The 16045-nt window shown below is 64.8% G+C and carries 20 protein-coding genes; 14 read left to right on the top strand and 6 right to left on the bottom strand.

Features of this window, described 5'->3' with window-relative positions:
- Positions 1-94 precede the first annotated feature (94 nt).
- Positions 95-376, top strand: a complete 282-nt coding sequence (locus tag VI234_RS05630) for a hypothetical protein (protein ID WP_008307291.1) — start codon at positions 95-97, stop codon at positions 374-376.
- A gap of 137 nt (positions 377-513) precedes the next feature.
- Here the strand turns inward: VI234_RS05630 and VI234_RS05625 are convergent, their stop codons facing one another.
- Positions 514-1212, bottom strand: a complete 699-nt coding sequence (locus tag VI234_RS05625) for a DUF5828 family protein (RefSeq protein ID WP_336329468.1) — start codon at positions 1210-1212, stop codon at positions 514-516.
- A gap of 258 nt (positions 1213-1470) precedes the next feature.
- On the opposite strand from VI234_RS05625, the gene VI234_RS05620 reads away from it, so the two are divergent.
- From VI234_RS05620 to VI234_RS21275, 8 genes are all read left to right on the top strand, one after another.
- Complete coding sequence (locus tag VI234_RS05620) at positions 1471-2163, top strand: type 1 glutamine amidotransferase domain-containing protein (RefSeq protein WP_336329467.1); 693 nt, start codon at positions 1471-1473, stop codon at positions 2161-2163.
- Between the two features lie 199 nt (positions 2164-2362).
- Positions 2363-3403 carry a TAXI family TRAP transporter solute-binding subunit gene (locus VI234_RS05615; RefSeq protein WP_336329466.1) on the top strand — a complete coding sequence of 347 codons (1041 nt, stop codon included), beginning with the start codon at positions 2363-2365 and terminating at the stop codon, positions 3401-3403.
- 58 nt (positions 3404-3461) lie between these two features.
- Positions 3462-3950, top strand: coding sequence for a DUF1850 domain-containing protein (locus VI234_RS05610; RefSeq protein WP_336329465.1), 489 nt, complete (start codon positions 3462-3464; stop codon positions 3948-3950).
- Positions 3947-6766 (top strand): TRAP transporter permease, encoded by a 2820-nt coding sequence (locus VI234_RS05605; RefSeq protein WP_336329464.1) that lies wholly within the window; start codon positions 3947-3949, stop codon positions 6764-6766. Before VI234_RS05610 ends, VI234_RS05605 begins: the two co-directional genes overlap by 4 nt.
- Before the next feature lie 40 nt (positions 6767-6806).
- Positions 6807-7484: a uracil phosphoribosyltransferase gene (upp, locus tag VI234_RS05600; RefSeq protein ID WP_336329463.1), complete on the top strand. Its 678-nt coding sequence runs from the start codon at positions 6807-6809 to the stop codon at positions 7482-7484.
- 264 nt (positions 7485-7748) lie between these two features.
- Entirely contained in the window at positions 7749-8186 is a 438-nt protein-coding gene (locus VI234_RS05595; RefSeq protein WP_336329462.1) for a DUF2391 domain-containing protein, read from the top strand.
- Positions 8187-8232: 46 nt separating this feature from the next.
- A complete protein-coding gene (locus tag VI234_RS05590) occupies positions 8233-8817 on the top strand; it encodes a DUF7090 family protein (protein WP_008307296.1) in 585 nt (194 codons plus the stop codon).
- A 204-nt stretch (positions 8818-9021) separates the two neighbouring features.
- The gene (locus tag VI234_RS21275) at positions 9022-9180 is read left to right on the top strand and encodes a DUF7563 family protein (protein WP_044952319.1); all 159 of its coding nucleotides are present in this window, start codon (positions 9022-9024) and stop codon (positions 9178-9180) included.
- A gap of 106 nt (positions 9181-9286) precedes the next feature.
- On the opposite strand, the gene glmM is transcribed toward VI234_RS21275, so the two are convergent.
- Both glmM and VI234_RS05580 read right to left on the bottom strand, forming a co-directional pair.
- Entirely contained in the window at positions 9287-10603 is a 1317-nt protein-coding gene (gene glmM / locus VI234_RS05585; protein WP_336329461.1) for a phosphoglucosamine mutase, read from the bottom strand.
- An 83-nt stretch (positions 10604-10686) separates the two neighbouring features.
- Positions 10687-10863, bottom strand: a complete 177-nt coding sequence (locus VI234_RS05580; RefSeq protein ID WP_394324893.1) for a hypothetical protein — start codon at positions 10861-10863, stop codon at positions 10687-10689.
- A 58-nt stretch (positions 10864-10921) separates the two neighbouring features.
- Between VI234_RS05580 and rpiA the strand changes: the two genes are divergently transcribed.
- Positions 10922-11608: a ribose-5-phosphate isomerase RpiA gene (gene rpiA / locus VI234_RS05575; protein WP_008307299.1), complete on the top strand. Its 687-nt coding sequence runs from the start codon at positions 10922-10924 to the stop codon at positions 11606-11608.
- A 48-nt stretch (positions 11609-11656) separates the two neighbouring features.
- Here rpiA and VI234_RS05570 read toward each other — a convergent pair whose 3' ends face one another.
- The gene (locus tag VI234_RS05570; RefSeq protein ID WP_137683435.1) at positions 11657-11824 is read right to left on the bottom strand and encodes a DUF1931 domain-containing protein; all 168 of its coding nucleotides are present in this window, start codon (positions 11822-11824) and stop codon (positions 11657-11659) included.
- A gap of 288 nt (positions 11825-12112) precedes the next feature.
- On the opposite strand from VI234_RS05570, the gene larB reads away from it, so the two are divergent.
- From larB to VI234_RS05555, 4 genes are all read left to right on the top strand, one after another.
- Positions 12113-12877 carry a nickel pincer cofactor biosynthesis protein LarB gene (gene larB / locus VI234_RS05565; RefSeq protein ID WP_336329460.1) on the top strand — a complete coding sequence of 255 codons (765 nt, stop codon included), beginning with the start codon at positions 12113-12115 and terminating at the stop codon, positions 12875-12877.
- A 102-nt stretch (positions 12878-12979) separates the two neighbouring features.
- On the top strand, positions 12980-13129 hold the full coding sequence (locus VI234_RS21270) for a DUF7563 family protein (protein WP_023843454.1): 150 nt from the start codon (positions 12980-12982) through the stop codon (positions 13127-13129).
- Positions 13130-13156: 27 nt separating this feature from the next.
- Positions 13157-13441: a GIY-YIG nuclease family protein gene (locus VI234_RS05560; protein ID WP_049942762.1), complete on the top strand. Its 285-nt coding sequence runs from the start codon at positions 13157-13159 to the stop codon at positions 13439-13441.
- Positions 13442-13576: 135 nt separating this feature from the next.
- The gene (locus VI234_RS05555; protein ID WP_336329459.1) at positions 13577-14974 is read left to right on the top strand and encodes a phosphoglucomutase/phosphomannomutase family protein; all 1398 of its coding nucleotides are present in this window, start codon (positions 13577-13579) and stop codon (positions 14972-14974) included.
- 2 nt (positions 14975-14976) lie between these two features.
- Here the strand turns inward: VI234_RS05555 and VI234_RS05550 are convergent, their stop codons facing one another.
- Together VI234_RS05550 and VI234_RS05545 are read right to left on the bottom strand one after the other, a co-directional pair.
- Positions 14977-15552 carry an RDD family protein gene (locus VI234_RS05550; protein WP_008307307.1) on the bottom strand — a complete coding sequence of 192 codons (576 nt, stop codon included), beginning with the start codon at positions 15550-15552 and terminating at the stop codon, positions 14977-14979.
- An 85-nt stretch (positions 15553-15637) separates the two neighbouring features.
- A complete protein-coding gene (locus VI234_RS05545) occupies positions 15638-16021 on the bottom strand; it encodes a GNAT family N-acetyltransferase (RefSeq protein ID WP_008307309.1) in 384 nt (127 codons plus the stop codon).
- Positions 16022-16045: the final 24 nt, after the last annotated feature.

Here is a 16045-nt window from a genome sequence, read left to right as displayed (position 1 = left end):
CCTACCGTTCGCGCGCCCTTGTGAGGCTGACTGCCGACACTGACGCGGGCCTCACAGGCAAACGTTCAGGTGCCAGTGCGTAGTTCAATCCCGTATGTCCGCCTCCGAAGAGACTGTCCGCGTCTGGCTGGTCGAACGAACGTACTCCGACGACGAACAGAACCTCATCATCCTCACGTACGCGACGCCAGACGGCGAACAGTACTTCCGTAAGGAGCGCGCCCTAACCTCGTTTTCCGACGTGCGAGAGACCACAGCTGCCGTCGACGCGGACCCGGACAACCTCGGGTCTGTCGATGACGGCGACCTCCAGGCGCAGTACGCGACCGAAGCGACGCGGATGGCCGAGAAACACGACCCCGACGACGCTATCTGACTGTCTGCAGAGCCACGCTCGCGTTTCGTTCGTCTTCGCCTCTCGGACGCAAAACCGATGCCGGCGGCAGAGCGCCGCCTTAGTTCGTTTTTGCGTCGGCGATGCTGGAAGCCGATGCCGCTCGCCCGGCGGCGAGCTTAGTTCGTCTTCGCATCGGTCTCTTCCCCCGGCTCTGTCGCATCCACACCCTCCGCCGCTTCGACAGCGTCGGTGACTTTCTCGGTGTCGACGTGCCAGCGGTCGACGGCCTGCTCGAAGTCGGCGAGCTTGTTCGAGACGCGCATCTTCAGGTCGTCGTCGTTGACGTTGACCTCGAAGACGTACTCGGGGCGGTCGCCGTCGCCGACGCGGCGGAGGTTCGCGCTGATGAGGTCGTTGTCGAAGTAGTAGGGCGCGATCTGTGTCATCACGTTGCGGTAGACGGTGTCCTCGACCTTCCGCAGGGCCTTCCGGCTGGCGGAGTCGGCCGCGCGGGCCACATAGTCGACGGACTCGCTCCAGCGCTCCATCGCCTCGTCGGGCTCGTCGAGGTTGTCGTAGGACTCGCTGAGCTTCTCGCCGGCGGTCTGGAGGTCCTCGTCCGGCCCCTTGCCGGCCTGTTCCCCCTTGCCCTCGGCGACGCTCGCCTGGTCAGCGGTTTTCTCGTTGACGTCCTCGTCCAGTCGCTCGTGGCTTTTCGGTCGCCACTCGTCGAACTCACTGAGGGCGTCGTCGTCGACATTCTCGTCCGAAGCGATGTCTTTCAGCGCCTGCGTGATGCGCTCGCCGTGCTCGACGATGTCGACCCAGCCGCCTTTCGTCTTGAATCCTGAAACGCTCTCTTCGATGTCTGCCATGGTATAATAGATCGGTCTATGACAGCCGCGGGACCTGCTGCAGTGGGCTGTCCATCTGTACACAGCGGATTGCTGCTCAGTAGGGTTAAACGTTTCCGCCATGGCGGTAGACATGATACTTACCCGCCCTACTCCTCCCCAGCCCTCGATACCGGCACGCAGACGACGTGCTGCCACTGCATAGCGACCCGCCCGCTCGGCCCGCTTCGCTCAACACCGAACGGCCGCTTATAAGGATTGCACGCGAACGGTTGTATGATGCCATCCGCACTATTCGTCGTAAGCGAACACGGGTACTGGGGCGAAGAATGCATCGAGCCGCTGACAACACTCTCGGACGCCGGTCTGGATATCACGGTGGCGACACCGACCGGCGAGCCGCCGGTGCTTGACGAACGCTCCGTCGATCCGGAAGAAGTCGGCGAAGACCTCTCGGAGCACGTTCGGGAGGTCCACGAGACCGACGAGCGCCTGAACAACCCGATCCCGCTGGCCCAGGCCGACGCCGAGGACTACGACACCGTCGTGTTCCCCGGTGGCCACGGCGCGGAGTGGGATATCACGCAGGACGTCCACGCCCGCGGACTGCTGCGTGAGAGCGTCGCCGGCGACGACGGCAAGGCGCTCGTCGTCTGTCACACGGTCGGGATTCTGGCCTTCACCAGAAACGCTGACGGAGAGTTCCTCGCCGACGGCCGCTCGGTCACCGGCTTCCCGAACGCCTGGGAGGAAGGCATCGTCGACGAGAACGACCTGCTCCCCGACGGCCGGAAGCTTCCGTACTGGGTCGAAGACGAAGTGAAGGCCGTCGGTGCTGACTGGGACGCCGAACTCGATGCCGACACCAGCGTCACGGTCGACGGCGACCTCATCACGGCTCGTGGCCCGCCGTCGTCGGCTGCGGCCGCCCGGACGCTCCTCGACGAACTCGGTATCGAGACGTCCGCGTAACGGGGTCCGGCACGCCAGCTACGGACACACGTCAAACCAGCTGAATTTCTCCGAACAAAGGACATCTCGCCCGGTCGTGTTACCCCGCCCGGTCGTCGTCCCCGAGAATACGGTGCCATACGGTATCGCACAATATAGTCAAATAACGACTGTGTACTAGCTAACCTTCTTGAAGGCCCCGTGCAACGTAGACATACGTATGACTAACAACTCCACGCGCAGGCGGTTCCTCAAGACAGCAGGCGTTGCAGGTGTCGCGGCTCTCGCCGGTTGTGGCGGCGACGGTGGCGACGGCGGATCGACTGAAGGCGATGGCGAGATGACTGACGGCGACGGCGGGATGACCGAGGGCGACGACACGACCGAAGGCGACGGTGGCGACACGGAGACCCGCCTCTCGTGGCACGCCGGTGGGACCGGTGGGACCTACTTCCCGCTCTCGAACGAGTTCAAGACGGTCGTCGAGGACAACACGGACTTCACGCTGAACGTCCAGTCGACCGGTGCAAGCGTCGAGAACGTCGGCAGCCTCGCCAACGGCGACGCCGACTTCGCGCTCATCCAGAACGACATCGCCTCGTTCGCGAAGAACGGCACCGGCATCGATGCGTTCCAGGACAACGCCATCGAGAACCTCCGCGGCGTTGCGACCCTGTACCCCGAAACGATCACGGTCGTCACCCTCGCGGACACGGGCATCACGCAGCTCTCCGACCTCGAAGGCGCGACGATCAACACCGGCGACCTCGGGAGCGGGACCCAGGTCAACGCGCTCCAGATTCTGGAGTCGGTCGGCATCTCCGACTTCACCGAGCAGAACGCCTCGTTCTCCCAGGCCGCCGACCAGCTCCGGAACGGCGACATCGACGCCGCGTTCGTCGTCGGCGGCTGGCCGGTCGGCGCTATCGAGGACCTCGCGAACACGAACGACCTCGTCATCGTCCCTATCTCCGGTGACAACCGCGACGCAGCGAAAGAGGACGCGTCCTGGTTCGCCGACGACACCATCCCCGGCGGCACCTACACCGGTGTCGACGAGGACGTCGAAACGATCGCCGTCCAGGCGATGATCGCGACGAACGCCGAGCAACCCGAAGGGACGGTTGAATCGGTCACCGCAGCTATCTTCGACAACGTCGACGACCTCTCGATCAAGACGGACTTCATCAGCAAGGACTCCGCACAGGACGGGATGTCCATCGAACTCCACCCCGGCGCGGCGACCTACTTCGACGCGTAACGCCGACTGACGTCATCCGCATCGTTCACTACCCGTCTTCTATTACCCAGCAACCGGAATGAGACGACGATACGTCGCCATCGCGGTGCTCGTTTCCCTCCTCCTCATCGGGACTGTAGCGGCGCTACCCGGCGGACGCGCACTGGTCGTTGCGGACGCCGAGACCGGCGACCAGTATCTGACGGTCCCGGTCGAGGACGGGACGACCGTGGCGCTGGAATATATGCACAGTGTTGAAAAAACGCGCGTCTACGACGAGTACACGGTCCGTGGCGACCATCTCGAAATGACCCGCATGGAGTTCGAATCGTTCGGCTGGGGGCTTCCGAGCGGGGCCAACGTCACCCGGGAAGACGGGGTGTACGTCTTCGACCCACCGGGCAACTACACGCGTGTGACAGTCTCTCCCGGTGATGTTGCAGGGCATAAACTTCACGTCGGAGCCGAAACCTACGATTTGGTAGCCCGCACCAACGGCCGCTCGGTCCATCTCTACGTGACCCAGCGTTCGGCGTTCGGTGCTGCGAAAGACCAGCTCAACACATGACTGACGACACACGACCTGACGACGGCGGGGAGGCCGTATCGGACGAGGAAGTCGACGAAGTACTGCAGGAGATTGAGCGAAAACGCTCGCTCAGAGGCTGGGCGCTCGTCCTCGTCGCGCTCATCGGCATCTCGTTTTCGGTGTTTCAGATGTGGCTCGCGGCGAAAGGGTTCAACCTCTCGATTTCGCTTCCGGGTGTCGGCGACCCGGACCAAGTCCCCGAGGTCGTGTTCGCGTCGCTGCAACTGCTCCAGATAAACGCCGTCCACGTCTCCTTCGGCCTCATCCTGACCTTCCTGCTGTATCCCGGCAGCACCGGCGACGGCCCGCTCTCCCGGCGCTGTATCGCGCTCGGGACGCTGGTCGACGAGAAATTCGGCGCGGAGCATCCGGTGTCTCGCGTCGTTCACGCTATCGGCGACGCGCTCGCCTGGGCGTTTCTGGACGCCGAGATGGACCGCGTGACGCCCTCTGATTTCGTTTTCATCGCGCTGTCGGTGCTGTCGGCCGCGTACTTCATCACCGACTTCGACGAGATCCAGCGCATGCGTGCGCTGGGACTTGAACGCGGCCGACCGATTCAGGAAGTGTTCACCTTTCTGGAACCGATAGCAGGCCTGCTCGGGCCACTTGCCGATACCTCCTACGCGTTCGTGCTGGGTGTGCTTGGCGTCCTGCTCGTCCTCGAAGCGACCCGCCGGGCCATCAGCCTCTGGCTGATGGTCATCGTCGCGGCCTTTGTCGTTTACGCCCGCTTTGGCGTACTCATTCCACAGAACGCCGCTTACGTCGGCGTCCTTTCCATCCCGGAACTGTCCTGGCCCTCTATCATCCAGAACCTCTGGTACAACACCGAAAACGGGGTGTTCGGGATTCCGGTCACCGTCTCCGTGCAGTTCATCTACATCTTCATCCTGTTTGGCGCGTTCCTCGAAATGTCCGGCGCGGGGAAGTGGTTCATCGACCTCGCGTACGGCGCAACGGGGACGCGAAAGGGCGGCCCGGCGAAGGCGTCCATTCTCGCCAGCGGATTTATGGGAACCATCTCCGGGTCTTCCATTGCGAACACGGTGACGACCGGCGCGTTCACGATTCCGCTGATGAAGCGGTCGGGCTACTCGCCGGAGTTCTCCGGGGGCGTGGAGGCCTCTGCCTCCTCGGGCGGCCAGATCCTCCCTCCGGTGATGGGGGCCGCCGCGTTCCTCATCGTCCAGTACACGGCGACGCCGTTCGCCGACGTCATCGTCGTCGCGACGATTCCCGCCATCGTCTTCTTCTTCGGCGTCTGGGTGATGGTCCACTTCGAGGCGGTCAAGGAGGATATCGGCGGCCTCGACTCTTCGGAACTGGTGAACATCCGTAGCCACCTCCGGAGCGGATGGTTCTACCTCGTCCCGCTCGTTCTTTTGCTGTACTACCTCATCATCGAGCGGCTGTCTGTCGCCCGCTCGGCGTGGTTTACGCTCATCGCAATCGGAGCCCTCATCGCACTTGTGGCGGCCTACAGCGACGAGACGCGGGCCCGACTCGGCATTACACTTGCGTCCCTCTTCGGGCTGACGACGCTCACGCAGTACTTCACTGGGCAAGGCATTTTCGGATACCTGTTCAATCGGTTCGTACAGGCCACGACAGCGTTCCCGCCGCTGTTCAACCGCATCGATGGCCTTGTCGCGGCAGACCTGGCAGCGGAAGGGGCGCTTGCACTGCCCGGCCCCCAACCGCTTGGTGCCGCGTTTTCCGCGGCGCTCGGCAATGTCGGCACGCTGATCATCCTCGCCGGCGTTCTCACGCTGATTTCCCGGCCCAGACTCGACTCGCCGCTGCTGTCGTTCGACAATGCCGTCGACGACGCCGCCGAGACGACCGCCGACGCCGTCGGCCGGCCGGACCTCGCCTCCAACGGACTGTACAAGCTCGGTATCTTCCTCGGGAAATCTATGGAGAGTGGGGCCAGAACCGCCGTTCCAGTCGTTATCGCCGTCGCCGCTGCCGGCATCATCCCGGGTGTCATCAGCGTCTCCGGCCTCGGCCCGAACCTCGTCTCGCTCATCACGGCTGTCGCCGGCGGGTCGCTGGTCTTGCTGTTGCTCGTCACCGCGTTCTCGTCGATTATCCTCGGGATGGGGATGCCGACGACGGTGACCTACATCATCCTCGTCTCTCTGCTCGCGCCGGCGCTGACGGCGTTCGGCGTTCCGCTGCTCGCGGCGCACCTGTTCATCCTCTACTTCGGCGTCATCGCCGACATCACGCCGCCGGTCGCGGTGGCCGCCTACGCCGCCTCGGGCGTCGCGAAGTCAGACGCGTTCCAGACCGGTATCGAGGCGTTCTCGCTGTCGCTCAACAAGGCTATCGTCCCGTTCGCGTTCATCGTCACGCCGGGCATCATCCTGCTGCGGCGCAACCCTGACGCTGCAAGCCTCGACGTCGGAGACAAATACCGGGTCGTCGGGACCGCGGACCTCCTCGATGTCGGCTACTCCATCCCCGAGATACTGATTCCCGTCGTCGGTGTGTTCCTCGGCGTCATCGCGCTCGCGGCCACAGTCATCGGGTTCGCGTACGCGCCGGTCTCCCGGGGCGAGCGGGCGGCGTTCGCGTTCAGTTCGCTCCTGTTGATGGCTCCTGCGCTCGCTGTGTCCGGGGTGTACGACCTCCTCGGTCTCGTCGGCATCGCCGGCGGCGAGATGACGGTCCTGCTCGACGTTGTACTCCGCGGCGTCGGCCTCGCCCTGTTCCTCTTCCTTATGGCGAAGAACCGCCAGCGCGGCGGTGACCCTGCGGGACGGTCCGGCACGGCTGAGCCGGCGTGAGTGAGAACCGTTTAACCCATCGGGGGTCAACGGGCACGATATGCCAATCGAACAGCGCGGCGACGCCTCCGTCGTCACGCACGCGCTGGCGCGAGATGAACTGACGCGGATACGAAACGTCGAGACCGAACAGGTCGCGTTCCGGAAGGGACTGGTCCGTCTCGGCCGCATCTGTGGCTACGAGATCATCGACGGTCGGATGGAGACCGAGTACACGGAGGTCCAGACGCCGCTGACTACGATGATGGGCGAGCGCGTCAAGGGACTCGACGACGTGGTCATCGTCAACGTCCTCCGTGCGGCGACGCCGTTCGTCGAGGGACTGCTCAAGGCGTTCCCCCGCGCCAGGCAGGGCGTCATCTCTGCCAGCCGCGACGAGGAAGCCGGGATGAACGACGACGGGGAGTTCCCTATCTCAGTCGAATACGTCAAACTGCCCGAAATCACCGAGGACGACACCGTCATCATCGCGGACCCGATGCTCGCGACCGGGTCGACGATGGCCACGGTACTGGACTACATCACCTCGGAGAAGACCGAACCGGAGAACCTGCTCGTTCTGGCGGCGGTTTCCGCGCCGGAGGGCATCGTCCGCGTCTCGGAGTCCCAGTCGGACGCAGACATCATTAGCGTCGCTATCGACGACGAACTCGACGAGGACGGGTTCATCGTTCCGGGACTCGGCGACGCCGGTGACCGGGCCTTCCGGACGACGTAAGCGGTCGCGGTCCGCTCGACCTCTCAACTGCGGGACGAAACGTTTTTATTTGTGGCCCGAATCAGCCGATGATGTCGCGATTTTCCGTCAGCTCCCAGCCGCTGTACCCCCTCGCTTCACATGGAAACCGATAGACGGCAGCGTAATTTCGGTCCAGTTGAAACGAGAATGACGGCCGTGAACCGCCCCGCGGCGACCGGGCGTGGCTCCTGTCGGACAGTGGTGGACCGGGAGGCTTTCGTACTGACGGCACGGCAACCCCGTATGGCTCGACGCCGATATCGCGTCGCGGACACTGCCCAGCAGCTCGTCGGGGGGTTCCTGCTCGCGGGGCCGTTCGTCGTGACCGAAGAGGTATGGGTGCTGGCCGAGAATATGTCCTGGTATCACGCGGTAGTCGTCGTCGGTATCGTGTTCGCTATCGGCTACGGGGCGCTGTACAAGGCTGACGCCGGCCGGGACATCGACACAGAGGCTGAGGTGGCAGGTATTCCAGTCCGCTTCGTCTCGCTGATGATTGTGGCGTTCGGCTCGGTCGCTATCCTCGCGACAGCATTGACCGCCCCGGACACGTTTCTCGTCGACGGTGGGATTCTGGCGGACCCGACGCCGATGGCCGTCACCCTGACGACCCTGAAGGCGATCATCGTCGGTGCGATTTTCAGCGTCGTCGGGGCTGCGACGGCGGACAGCGTGTTCTGACCGCGACCCGCACACTTAATTGGGTGCCACTCTCCTTGATGTGCATATGGAGTATACGCTGGCTATCGACAACGCACCGGAGACCGTTCCGGGTGGCACAGGGGTACTGCTCCTGCATCCGAGTACCGGCGAGACGGATCGACTCGACACGGATTTCCTCGCGACCGACACGGATTCGATGCTCGTCATCTCGACCCGGACCACCGCCCGGGAGGTCAAGCAGAAACTGGAGTACTACGAGGTCGACGAGTCGAAGGCGACCATCCTCGACACGCTGTCGGTCGAACGCGGCTACACCCGTCGCCGCTCCGAGGGCGTTCGGTACGTTTCTGCACCGGATGACCTGTCCGGCATCGTCTCGGAGACCGAGACGTTCCTGCAGGAACACGACGGGAAACTCCGCGTAACGTTCGACTCCCTGACGGAACTCATCTACTACGCCGACGAGGACGGCGCGCTCTCGGCCGTCGAAGACATCCTCGACCTGCTTGCGGAGTACGACGCCGTCGGGATGTTCCACCTCGCCGACGAGGTCCACGACGAGGAGACGGTCGCGGCGTTCCGGGAACTCTTCGACGGTGTCATCGAACTGTCCGAGGACGGAACCATCACCAGTTCCTTCGAGGAGTAACTGGACACGCGCTCCTGAATCCGCCGCTCCTTCGATGAAATTGTGGCAGTCGGTCGACACTACTTCGCCCATCGAGTACCTCGATGCCGTTCCCCTCTCTCGAACGAAACGGTGTTTTCACCCGGCAGCGACGCCAACACCCCGTATGCCAACTCTTACCAGACCAACAACAATTAAGAGGGTATGACCCACATACAGGGTTGTATGCCGGAATGCCAGAACTGCGGTAATTTTGTAACGGCTGACTATGCGCGTGTGTTCACGCCGAACGGGGTCGAAAAGCCCAGGGTCTGTCCGCAGTGCGAGGACAAGATTCGCGACGGGGCAGACGTCCGTGAGGCCCGGTCCACACGTCGCGGATAGAACCGGTCAGGAACTGCCGCCCTGTGACCTGACGGTTGCGGGGACGTTTTCCTCGCCGGCTGCACTCGCTACCAACCGCTGTGTTACTGCACAGGCGTTTCAGCGGCTATGCTAATGCATCTGTCAGGCGTGTCCGTGCTTCCTCGAACACCGCGTCAGCGCGGTCCGCGTCACGGGCTTCGGCGGTGATCCGAACGAGCGGCTGGGTCCCACTGGCCCGCAGGAGGAACCACGCATCGCCGAGGTCGACCCGGACCCCGTCGAGCGTCGTCACGTCGTCGTAGGCGGCGGTCACTGTCTCCCGAACCCGGTCCATCACGGTTTCCTTCTGGTCGGTTTCGACGCTGTCCCGGCGGATGGGGTACTCCGGCACGTCGTCGGCGCGGTCACCCAGCGGGCGCTCGCCGTCCAGTGCCGCGGCGGTACAGGCCGCCAGCGGCCCGTCTGGACACAGCGTTCGCTCGGGCCAGATCCACGCGCCGCTCGGCTCGCCGCCGAAGGCGACCCCGTCCTCGCTCGCGGCCTCGGCGACGTACACGTCCCCGACCGGAGTGTACTCGACGGCCACGTCGATGTCGCTGAGGTGGTCCTCGACGGCGAGGCTCGTATCGACCGGGACGGCGACCCGATCGCCCGGTGACGCCGCAGTACGGGCGAACACGGCCAGCAACACGTCGCCCGAGAGGAAGGTCCCGTCGGCCGAAACCGCCCGCATCCGGTCGGCGTCGCCGTCGTGTGCGATGCCGAGGTCGGCGTCGGATTCGGCCACCAGCGTCGCCAGGGACTCGCAGTTCTCGGCTTTCGGTTCCGAGGGGCGACCGGGAAACGCGCCGTCGGGCTGGCCGTTGAGCGTCTCGACGGAACAGCCCAGTTCGGTGAGTGCGTCGACGCTGACCCGGCCCGCGCCGTTGCCGAGGTCGACGACGACGTGGCTGTCGAGGTCCGTCTCGCCGACTTCCGCGACCAGCGCCTCGACGTGGCGCTGGCCGGCGTCCCAGGACTCGCTGTCGCCGCTCTCGTCCCACGCCGCTGGCTGGAACGCATCCTCGTCCAGTCGCTGTTCAATCGTCTCCCGCAGGTCCGCGTCGAAGGCTTGCCCGCTGGGCTGCCAGAGCTTGATACCGTTGTCCTGGGGCGGGTTGTGGCTCGCCGTCACTGCGACGCCGGCGTCGGCGTCCTGCCACGCCACCGCCCGGCCGATAGTCGGCGTCGCCGCGCCGCCGAGGTCGACCACGTCGACGCCGCTCTCACGGAGTCCTGCCACCAGCGCCGCTTGCAAGTACTCGCCGCTCGCTCGCGGGTCCCGACCCACGACAACCCGCTCGCAGTCGATGCCAAGCGCCCGCCCCACCGAGAGCGCCACCTCGGTCGTGACTGTCTCGCCGACGGGACCCCGAATCCCGCTCGTTCCGAACTGTGTCATTACTGCTCTCTGGGGCGGGCCGCCCCTAAAATCCATCCGGCATCAGACAGGTACTGCGGGCCGGTAGTGCCGACGCCGCTCCGCTACTGCGTCGGCGACCACTCACAGGCGGTCCCGGTCGTCAGCCCCGCTTCGTCGATGTGAGCCGAGAGGCAGCCGTAGTTGCAGAACTGCGCTGTCGGCTTCCCGTCGGGCGTCTCGCTAACGTAGACGGGGTCGTGGTCCTCGACCGGGGAGCCACAGTACGTGCAGTCGGTCATACGTACGCTTGCGGCCGGGAGAACAAACGTTTTGTCCGCGTCTGTCGACCCACCGCACATGAAACAGGGCGGCTCTGATGCGGCGAAACAGGCGGCGGGGGAATCGGCGGCCGAGACCGTTGAGGACGGCATGGTCGTCGGCCTCGGCACGGGGTCGACGGCGGCCCACGCTATCCGCGCTATCGGGCGAGCGGTCGACGCAGGACTCGATGTCGTCGGCGTCCCAACGTCATTTCAGTCCCGCCAGCTGGCCCGGGACTGCGGGATTCCACTCGCGGACCTCGACGACGTGTCGGTCGACCTCGCCATCGACGGGGCCGACGAGGTGGCCGACGGCAATCTCATCAAAGGCGGCGGCGCGGCTCACGCCCGGGAGAAGGTCGTCGACGCGAGCGCCGACCGCTTCCTCGTCGTCGCCGACCCGACGAAGGAGGCTGAGCGGCTCTCGGTGCCGGTGCCGGTCGAGGTACTTCCGATGGCCCGCTCGACGGTCGCCACGGCGGTTGCGGACTTGGACGGTGACCCGACGCTCCGGTGTGCAGAACGCAAGGACGGCCCCGTCGTCACCGACAACGGGAACCTCGTGCTCGACTGTGATTTCGGCCCTATCGACGACCCCGCCGCGCTCGCCAGCGACCTCGCCGCACTCCCCGGTGTCGTCGAGCACGGGCTGTTCGTCGATGTGGCCGACGAAATCCACGTCGGCACTACTGACGGCGTCACCGTCCGAGCGCTATCGAAGTAGCTGTCGCTGGTCGGCTTGCGTCGAAAAAATACACTGCTTGAAACGACCTTACAGGTCGCGCGGCTGGACCGTCTTCCGGTCGTTCTCGTCGGCTCGGCGGGCTGCGTCCTGGAGCAGCTCTTCGACTTCCTCGTCGAGTGCGTCGTAGAAGTCGGACGCTACGTTCATGTCGCTGAGCTCTTCCTTAACGGCGGCTTTGACGATTAGGTCTGCCATACAGACGAGGTATCGACGGGGGTTACTTATATACTTTCTCCAATTAGTTCGCTCTCGACCCTATTACCGGCAGTTTGAGGCATTATACGACACATAACCCCTTATAAATCCGCATTTGTGTCCGAATAGATCCATCAGAATACGCCATTTCGGCTGCGCCGGACGGCTATTGTCGCGTTACTCCGGTCGAGCGTCGCTCACGCGCGCTCGCACAGGTCGGCCCTGAAACGGGCGATTCGTTCGTCTCGGACCGACGGATAGGAGTGGCCGTATCACTGAATGGGTCCTATGCGCGACATACTCGATTCGGTTGCGGCGGGTGACCTCTCCCCGGTAGAGGCCGAGGCGGCGCTTGCGGGCTACGCGACCAGCGGGGCCGGTCGGTTCGACGCCGCCCGGGAGGACCGTGCCGGCGTTCCTGAGGCCGTCCTTGCAGATGGGAAGACGCCGGCGGAAGTGGCGGATTTGGCGGCGACAGCTATCGAAACGACGGACCGGGCTATCGTGACGCGGCTGGATACGTCCACTGTGACGGCCGTTCGGGAACAGTTGGACGAGACCGCTCCGGACGCGACGGTCCGGTGGGACGACCGCTCGAACTGGCTGGTGGCGACGACGCCCGCGTTCGAACGGCCGTCGCTGGACGCGTCAGTCGGTATTGTCACCGCGGGGACCTCCGACGCCGTTCCGGCCGGTGAGGCCGCACTCATCGCCGAGGAGATGGGTGCGACCGTGACCCGTATCGACGATGTCGGCGTCGCCAGCCTCGCCCGGACGATAGATGCGGTCGATGGCTTCCGGGACCAGGACGTCCTCATCGTCGCGGCGGGCCGCGAGGGCGCGCTCCCGACGGTCGTCGCCGGTCTCGTGGATGTCCCGGTCATCGGCCTGCCCGTCTCGACCGGCTACGGCCACGGTGGCGAGGGTGAGGCGGCCCTCTCGGGGCTGCTCCAGTCCTGCACTGCCCTCTCCGTCGTGAACATCGACGCCGGCTTCACCGCCGGGACACAGGCCGGCCTAATCGCCAGACAGCTCGACGATGCGCGCACATAGACTCCCCCACAAACCGCAGGCATACCCAAGTATTTGGGTAAAGAGCTATGAGAACAACGCGCGTACGCGTATACGTCGGCGGTGGTGTCGCCGACGAACACGATGCCTGAATGTGATCATTGCGGCGCGCACGTCTCAGACCAGTTCGCCCGAGTGTTCGCGGATGAACGCGGACATATCCGGGCGTGTCCCAACTGCTCGGCGAACGCTGGCATTGCCGAGGTATCGAGAGAGCGCGCCCAAAAAGTGTGAGGCCCGCTGGGCCACCAGCATCGTGCGATGACTACCGCGCGGAGCCCTTACCACGTGTACGTCCTCCGCTGTAGCGACAACACGTTTTACACCGGTTACACGACCGATGTGGAGCGCCGCGTCCGCGAACACGACGCCGGCGACGGCGCGAAGTACACGCGCGGCCGAACCCCGGTCGAACTGATCCACGTCGAGCCGTTCGACTCACAGTCCGAAGCGATGAGCCGTGAGTACGAGATCAAGCAGTACTCCAGAGCACAGAAGGAACGGCTCGTCGAATCCAGCGACGCCGAAGCTGACTTCGATACCTGAGCCGCCGAAACGATTGAAGAATTAGCAGCGATACCGCCTCAGATGCCGAGGCTCACCTCTTCCCGTCGGTAGCCGTGAAGTGACAGTTTTGCGATGGGGCGTGATTTTTTGTCGAGGGGCTGAGAACCGCGAGATATGGACAACGACGCGGATGTCGACGCAGGTGCGATCGCCTTCGGGACGGACGGCTGGCGGGCGACGCTGGACGTGTTCACGAAGCCGCGGATCCGGATGGTGGGACAGGCCGTCGCCACCACCCTGCAGGAACGCGGGGCAAGCGGGACCGTCGCCATCGGGTACGACGCCCGCGAAACCTCGCCCGGGTTCGCTGACGAACTCGCACACGTCCTGCGCGCGAACGGCTTCGACGTGCTCTTGCCGGACCGGGACACACCGACGCCGATTGTCGCCTGGACGGTGAAAGACCGCGACCTCGCAGGGGCGCTCCAGATTACGGCCAGCCACAATCCCCCGGAGTACAACGGCGTGAAGTTCATTCCTGGCGACGGGTCGCCGGCGCTGCCGGACTGGACGGCCGCCTTCGAGGAGAACCTCGCCGTGCTCGACCCGCTGCCCGAGGACGAGTGGGGCGAGCGAACGGAGGAGGACCTGATCGGGCCGTTCCACGACCACGCGCTGGACTTCGTCGACACCGACCTCGATGGCCTGTCAGTCGCCTACGACGCGCTGTACGGGAGCGGCCGCGGCGTCACGGACGCACTGCTCGAAGCGGCCGGAGCCGAGGTGACACGCCTCAACTGCGTACAGGACCCCGACTTTGGCGGCGGGTCGCCCGAACCGTCGGCGGAGAACGCCGAGGGGCTCGTCAGCGAAGTCAGCGACGGCGACGCCACGCTGGGAATCATCAACGACGGCGACGCCGACCGCATCGGCGTCGTCACACCCGAGCGGGGCTATCTGGACCCGAACCTGTTTTTCGCCGCGATGTACGACTTCCTGCTCGAAACTGGCTCGGGCGACGTGGTCCGAACGGTCTCGACGTCCAGTATCGTCGACCGCGTCGCCGAGGCCCACGGCCAGAACGTCCACGAGGTCGCCGTCGGCTTCAAGTGGGTCGCCGAGGCGATGGCCGAGCACGACGCGCTGTTCGGCGGCGAGGAGTCCGGCGGCTTCGGCCTGCCGGACCACCTGCGGAACAAGGACGGCGTGCTGGTGGCGCTGGTCGCCGCCGCCGCCGAACGCGAGGAACCGCTTGACGCTCGTGTCGACCGATTGCTGGACGAACACGGCGAAATCCACCAGGACCGTATCAGCGTCGACTGTCCGGACGACCGCAAGGAGTCCGTCCTCGCCGACCTCGAAACCGCACTTCCAGACACGCTGGCGGGAGTCGCTGTCGACGGCATTAACACCGTCGACGGGTTCAAAATCCGGCTCGAAGACGGGACGTGGGTGCTGGTCCGCCCGTCCGGGACGGAGCCGAAACTCCGTGTGTACGCCGAGGCGTCGAGTGCGGAGCGCGTCGAGGACCTGTTAGAGGCGGGTCGGGACCTGGTCGAGCCGCTGGTCTGACCTCACTTGGTTGTGCTGACGACGTACGTGCCGGCCACGCGGTCACCGAGGCGCTGTGCGTCGTCGCTCACGAACATGACGGCCGCTTCGACGAGGAGCCAACCGGCCATGAGAACGAGCGCGAAGACGAACCCGAATCCGCCGAGAATACCACCGAGCAGGAGCATGATTGGGAACGGGGCGAGCAGTACCGCCGTTCGGAGCAGGCGGTCACGCTGGCTCGGCGGCGACCCGGTCTCGTCGACGACCGCGACGTTCTGGGACCGCTTCCCGACTGTCTCGTTGGTCTCGGCGTAGTAGCCGAAGTAGTAGACGAGTACCGCGCCGATGGCGAGCCAGAGGGCGAAGTTGACGACGATACCCAGAAGCCCCGCAGCCATCACCGATCCACCGCCCATCGCGCCCGGACTCTCGGGTGAGGCGGCGGCCATCGCGCCGACCGAGAGAACCGTGTTGAGAACGAATGTGACGAGCCACAGCCCGAACGCGACGGCGCTCAGGATGGCGAAATCGATGAGGTATGCGACGACGCGGTCGCCCCGCGCTTCGACCGCGTTTTCAGAGACAGTTGCTGACATCGTTTTAAAACCATTCTCGAAACTATTTAAAAAATGTTACGACGGCGTGTCAACTGTTTCCACCCTCTTTGCGCACTTGCGGCCACTACTCACGCTCACCACGAAAGCGGTCGGCTTCGTCGGCGAGCGGCGTCACGTCGAACCCCAGCGCCTCGTAGAACGGCCGAACGTCAGCGTCGAACTCGGCGGTGACACAATCTCGCCGGTCGAGCGCAGCCTCGACGAGCGCCGTCCCGATACCCTGCCCGCGACGACGCCGACGGACAGCGACGGCCTCGATGTGAGTGTCGTCGAGTACGAGTGCGCCGAGGACGCGCCCGTCCGTCTCGTCGTCACCGGACACTGCGACGAGTGTGCCGCCGTCTTCAGCACCCGCTCGCACGGTTTCAACGGCTATCGAGAGGACCGCCCCGTCGAGGACATTCATGACCGCCGGTATCTCGTCGGCGTTCGCTGTGCGGACGTGCATATCTGTTAGCGGGCGCTGCTTGGC

This window comes from Haloarcula sp. CGMCC 1.2071, assembly GCF_037078445.1.
GTDB lineage: Archaea > Halobacteriota > Halobacteria > Halobacteriales > Haloarculaceae > Haloarcula > Haloarcula amylolytica.
Note: the sequence above shows the minus strand (reverse complement) of the source record. Positions and strands in the feature narration are given on the sequence as shown.

What these genes read in the sequence shown, in the direction of transcription:
- VI234_RS05570 (WP_137683435.1), bottom strand. Translation starts at nt 11,824, where the DNA reads ATGGCAGACCTAATCGTCAAAGCCGCCGTTAAGGAAGAGCTCAGCGAC.
- glmM (WP_336329461.1), bottom strand. Translation starts at nt 10,603, where the DNA reads ATGACACAGTTCGGAACGAGCGGGATTCGGGGTCCCGTCGGCGAGACA.
- VI234_RS05615 (WP_336329466.1), top strand. Translation starts at nt 2,363, where the DNA reads ATGACTAACAACTCCACGCGCAGGCGGTTCCTCAAGACAGCAGGCGTT.
- VI234_RS05555 (WP_336329459.1), top strand. Translation starts at nt 13,577, where the DNA reads ATGGACAACGACGCGGATGTCGACGCAGGTGCGATCGCCTTCGGGACG.
- VI234_RS05610 (WP_336329465.1), top strand. Translation starts at nt 3,462, where the DNA reads ATGAGACGACGATACGTCGCCATCGCGGTGCTCGTTTCCCTCCTCCTC.
- VI234_RS05625 (WP_336329468.1), bottom strand. Translation starts at nt 1,212, where the DNA reads ATGGCAGACATCGAAGAGAGCGTTTCAGGATTCAAGACGAAAGGCGGC.
- rpiA (WP_008307299.1), top strand. Translation starts at nt 10,922, where the DNA reads ATGAAACAGGGCGGCTCTGATGCGGCGAAACAGGCGGCGGGGGAATCG.
- VI234_RS05560 (WP_049942762.1), top strand. Translation starts at nt 13,157, where the DNA reads ATGACTACCGCGCGGAGCCCTTACCACGTGTACGTCCTCCGCTGTAGC.
- larB (WP_336329460.1), top strand. Translation starts at nt 12,113, where the DNA reads ATGCGCGACATACTCGATTCGGTTGCGGCGGGTGACCTCTCCCCGGTA.
- VI234_RS21270 (WP_023843454.1), top strand. Translation starts at nt 12,980, where the DNA reads ATGCCTGAATGTGATCATTGCGGCGCGCACGTCTCAGACCAGTTCGCC.
- VI234_RS05545 (WP_008307309.1), bottom strand. Translation starts at nt 16,021, where the DNA reads ATGCACGTCCGCACAGCGAACGCCGACGAGATACCGGCGGTCATGAAT.
- VI234_RS05630 (WP_008307291.1), top strand. Translation starts at nt 95, where the DNA reads ATGTCCGCCTCCGAAGAGACTGTCCGCGTCTGGCTGGTCGAACGAACG.
- VI234_RS05620 (WP_336329467.1), top strand. Translation starts at nt 1,471, where the DNA reads ATGCCATCCGCACTATTCGTCGTAAGCGAACACGGGTACTGGGGCGAA.
- VI234_RS05605 (WP_336329464.1), top strand. Translation starts at nt 3,947, where the DNA reads ATGACTGACGACACACGACCTGACGACGGCGGGGAGGCCGTATCGGAC.
- VI234_RS05590 (WP_008307296.1), top strand. Translation starts at nt 8,233, where the DNA reads ATGGAGTATACGCTGGCTATCGACAACGCACCGGAGACCGTTCCGGGT.
- VI234_RS05595 (WP_336329462.1), top strand. Translation starts at nt 7,749, where the DNA reads ATGGCTCGACGCCGATATCGCGTCGCGGACACTGCCCAGCAGCTCGTC.
- VI234_RS05580 (WP_394324893.1), bottom strand. Translation starts at nt 10,863, where the DNA reads ATGACCGACTGCACGTACTGTGGCTCCCCGGTCGAGGACCACGACCCC.
- VI234_RS05550 (WP_008307307.1), bottom strand. Translation starts at nt 15,552, where the DNA reads ATGTCAGCAACTGTCTCTGAAAACGCGGTCGAAGCGCGGGGCGACCGC.
- VI234_RS21275 (WP_044952319.1), top strand. Translation starts at nt 9,022, where the DNA reads ATGCCGGAATGCCAGAACTGCGGTAATTTTGTAACGGCTGACTATGCG.
- upp (WP_336329463.1), top strand. Translation starts at nt 6,807, where the DNA reads ATGCCAATCGAACAGCGCGGCGACGCCTCCGTCGTCACGCACGCGCTG.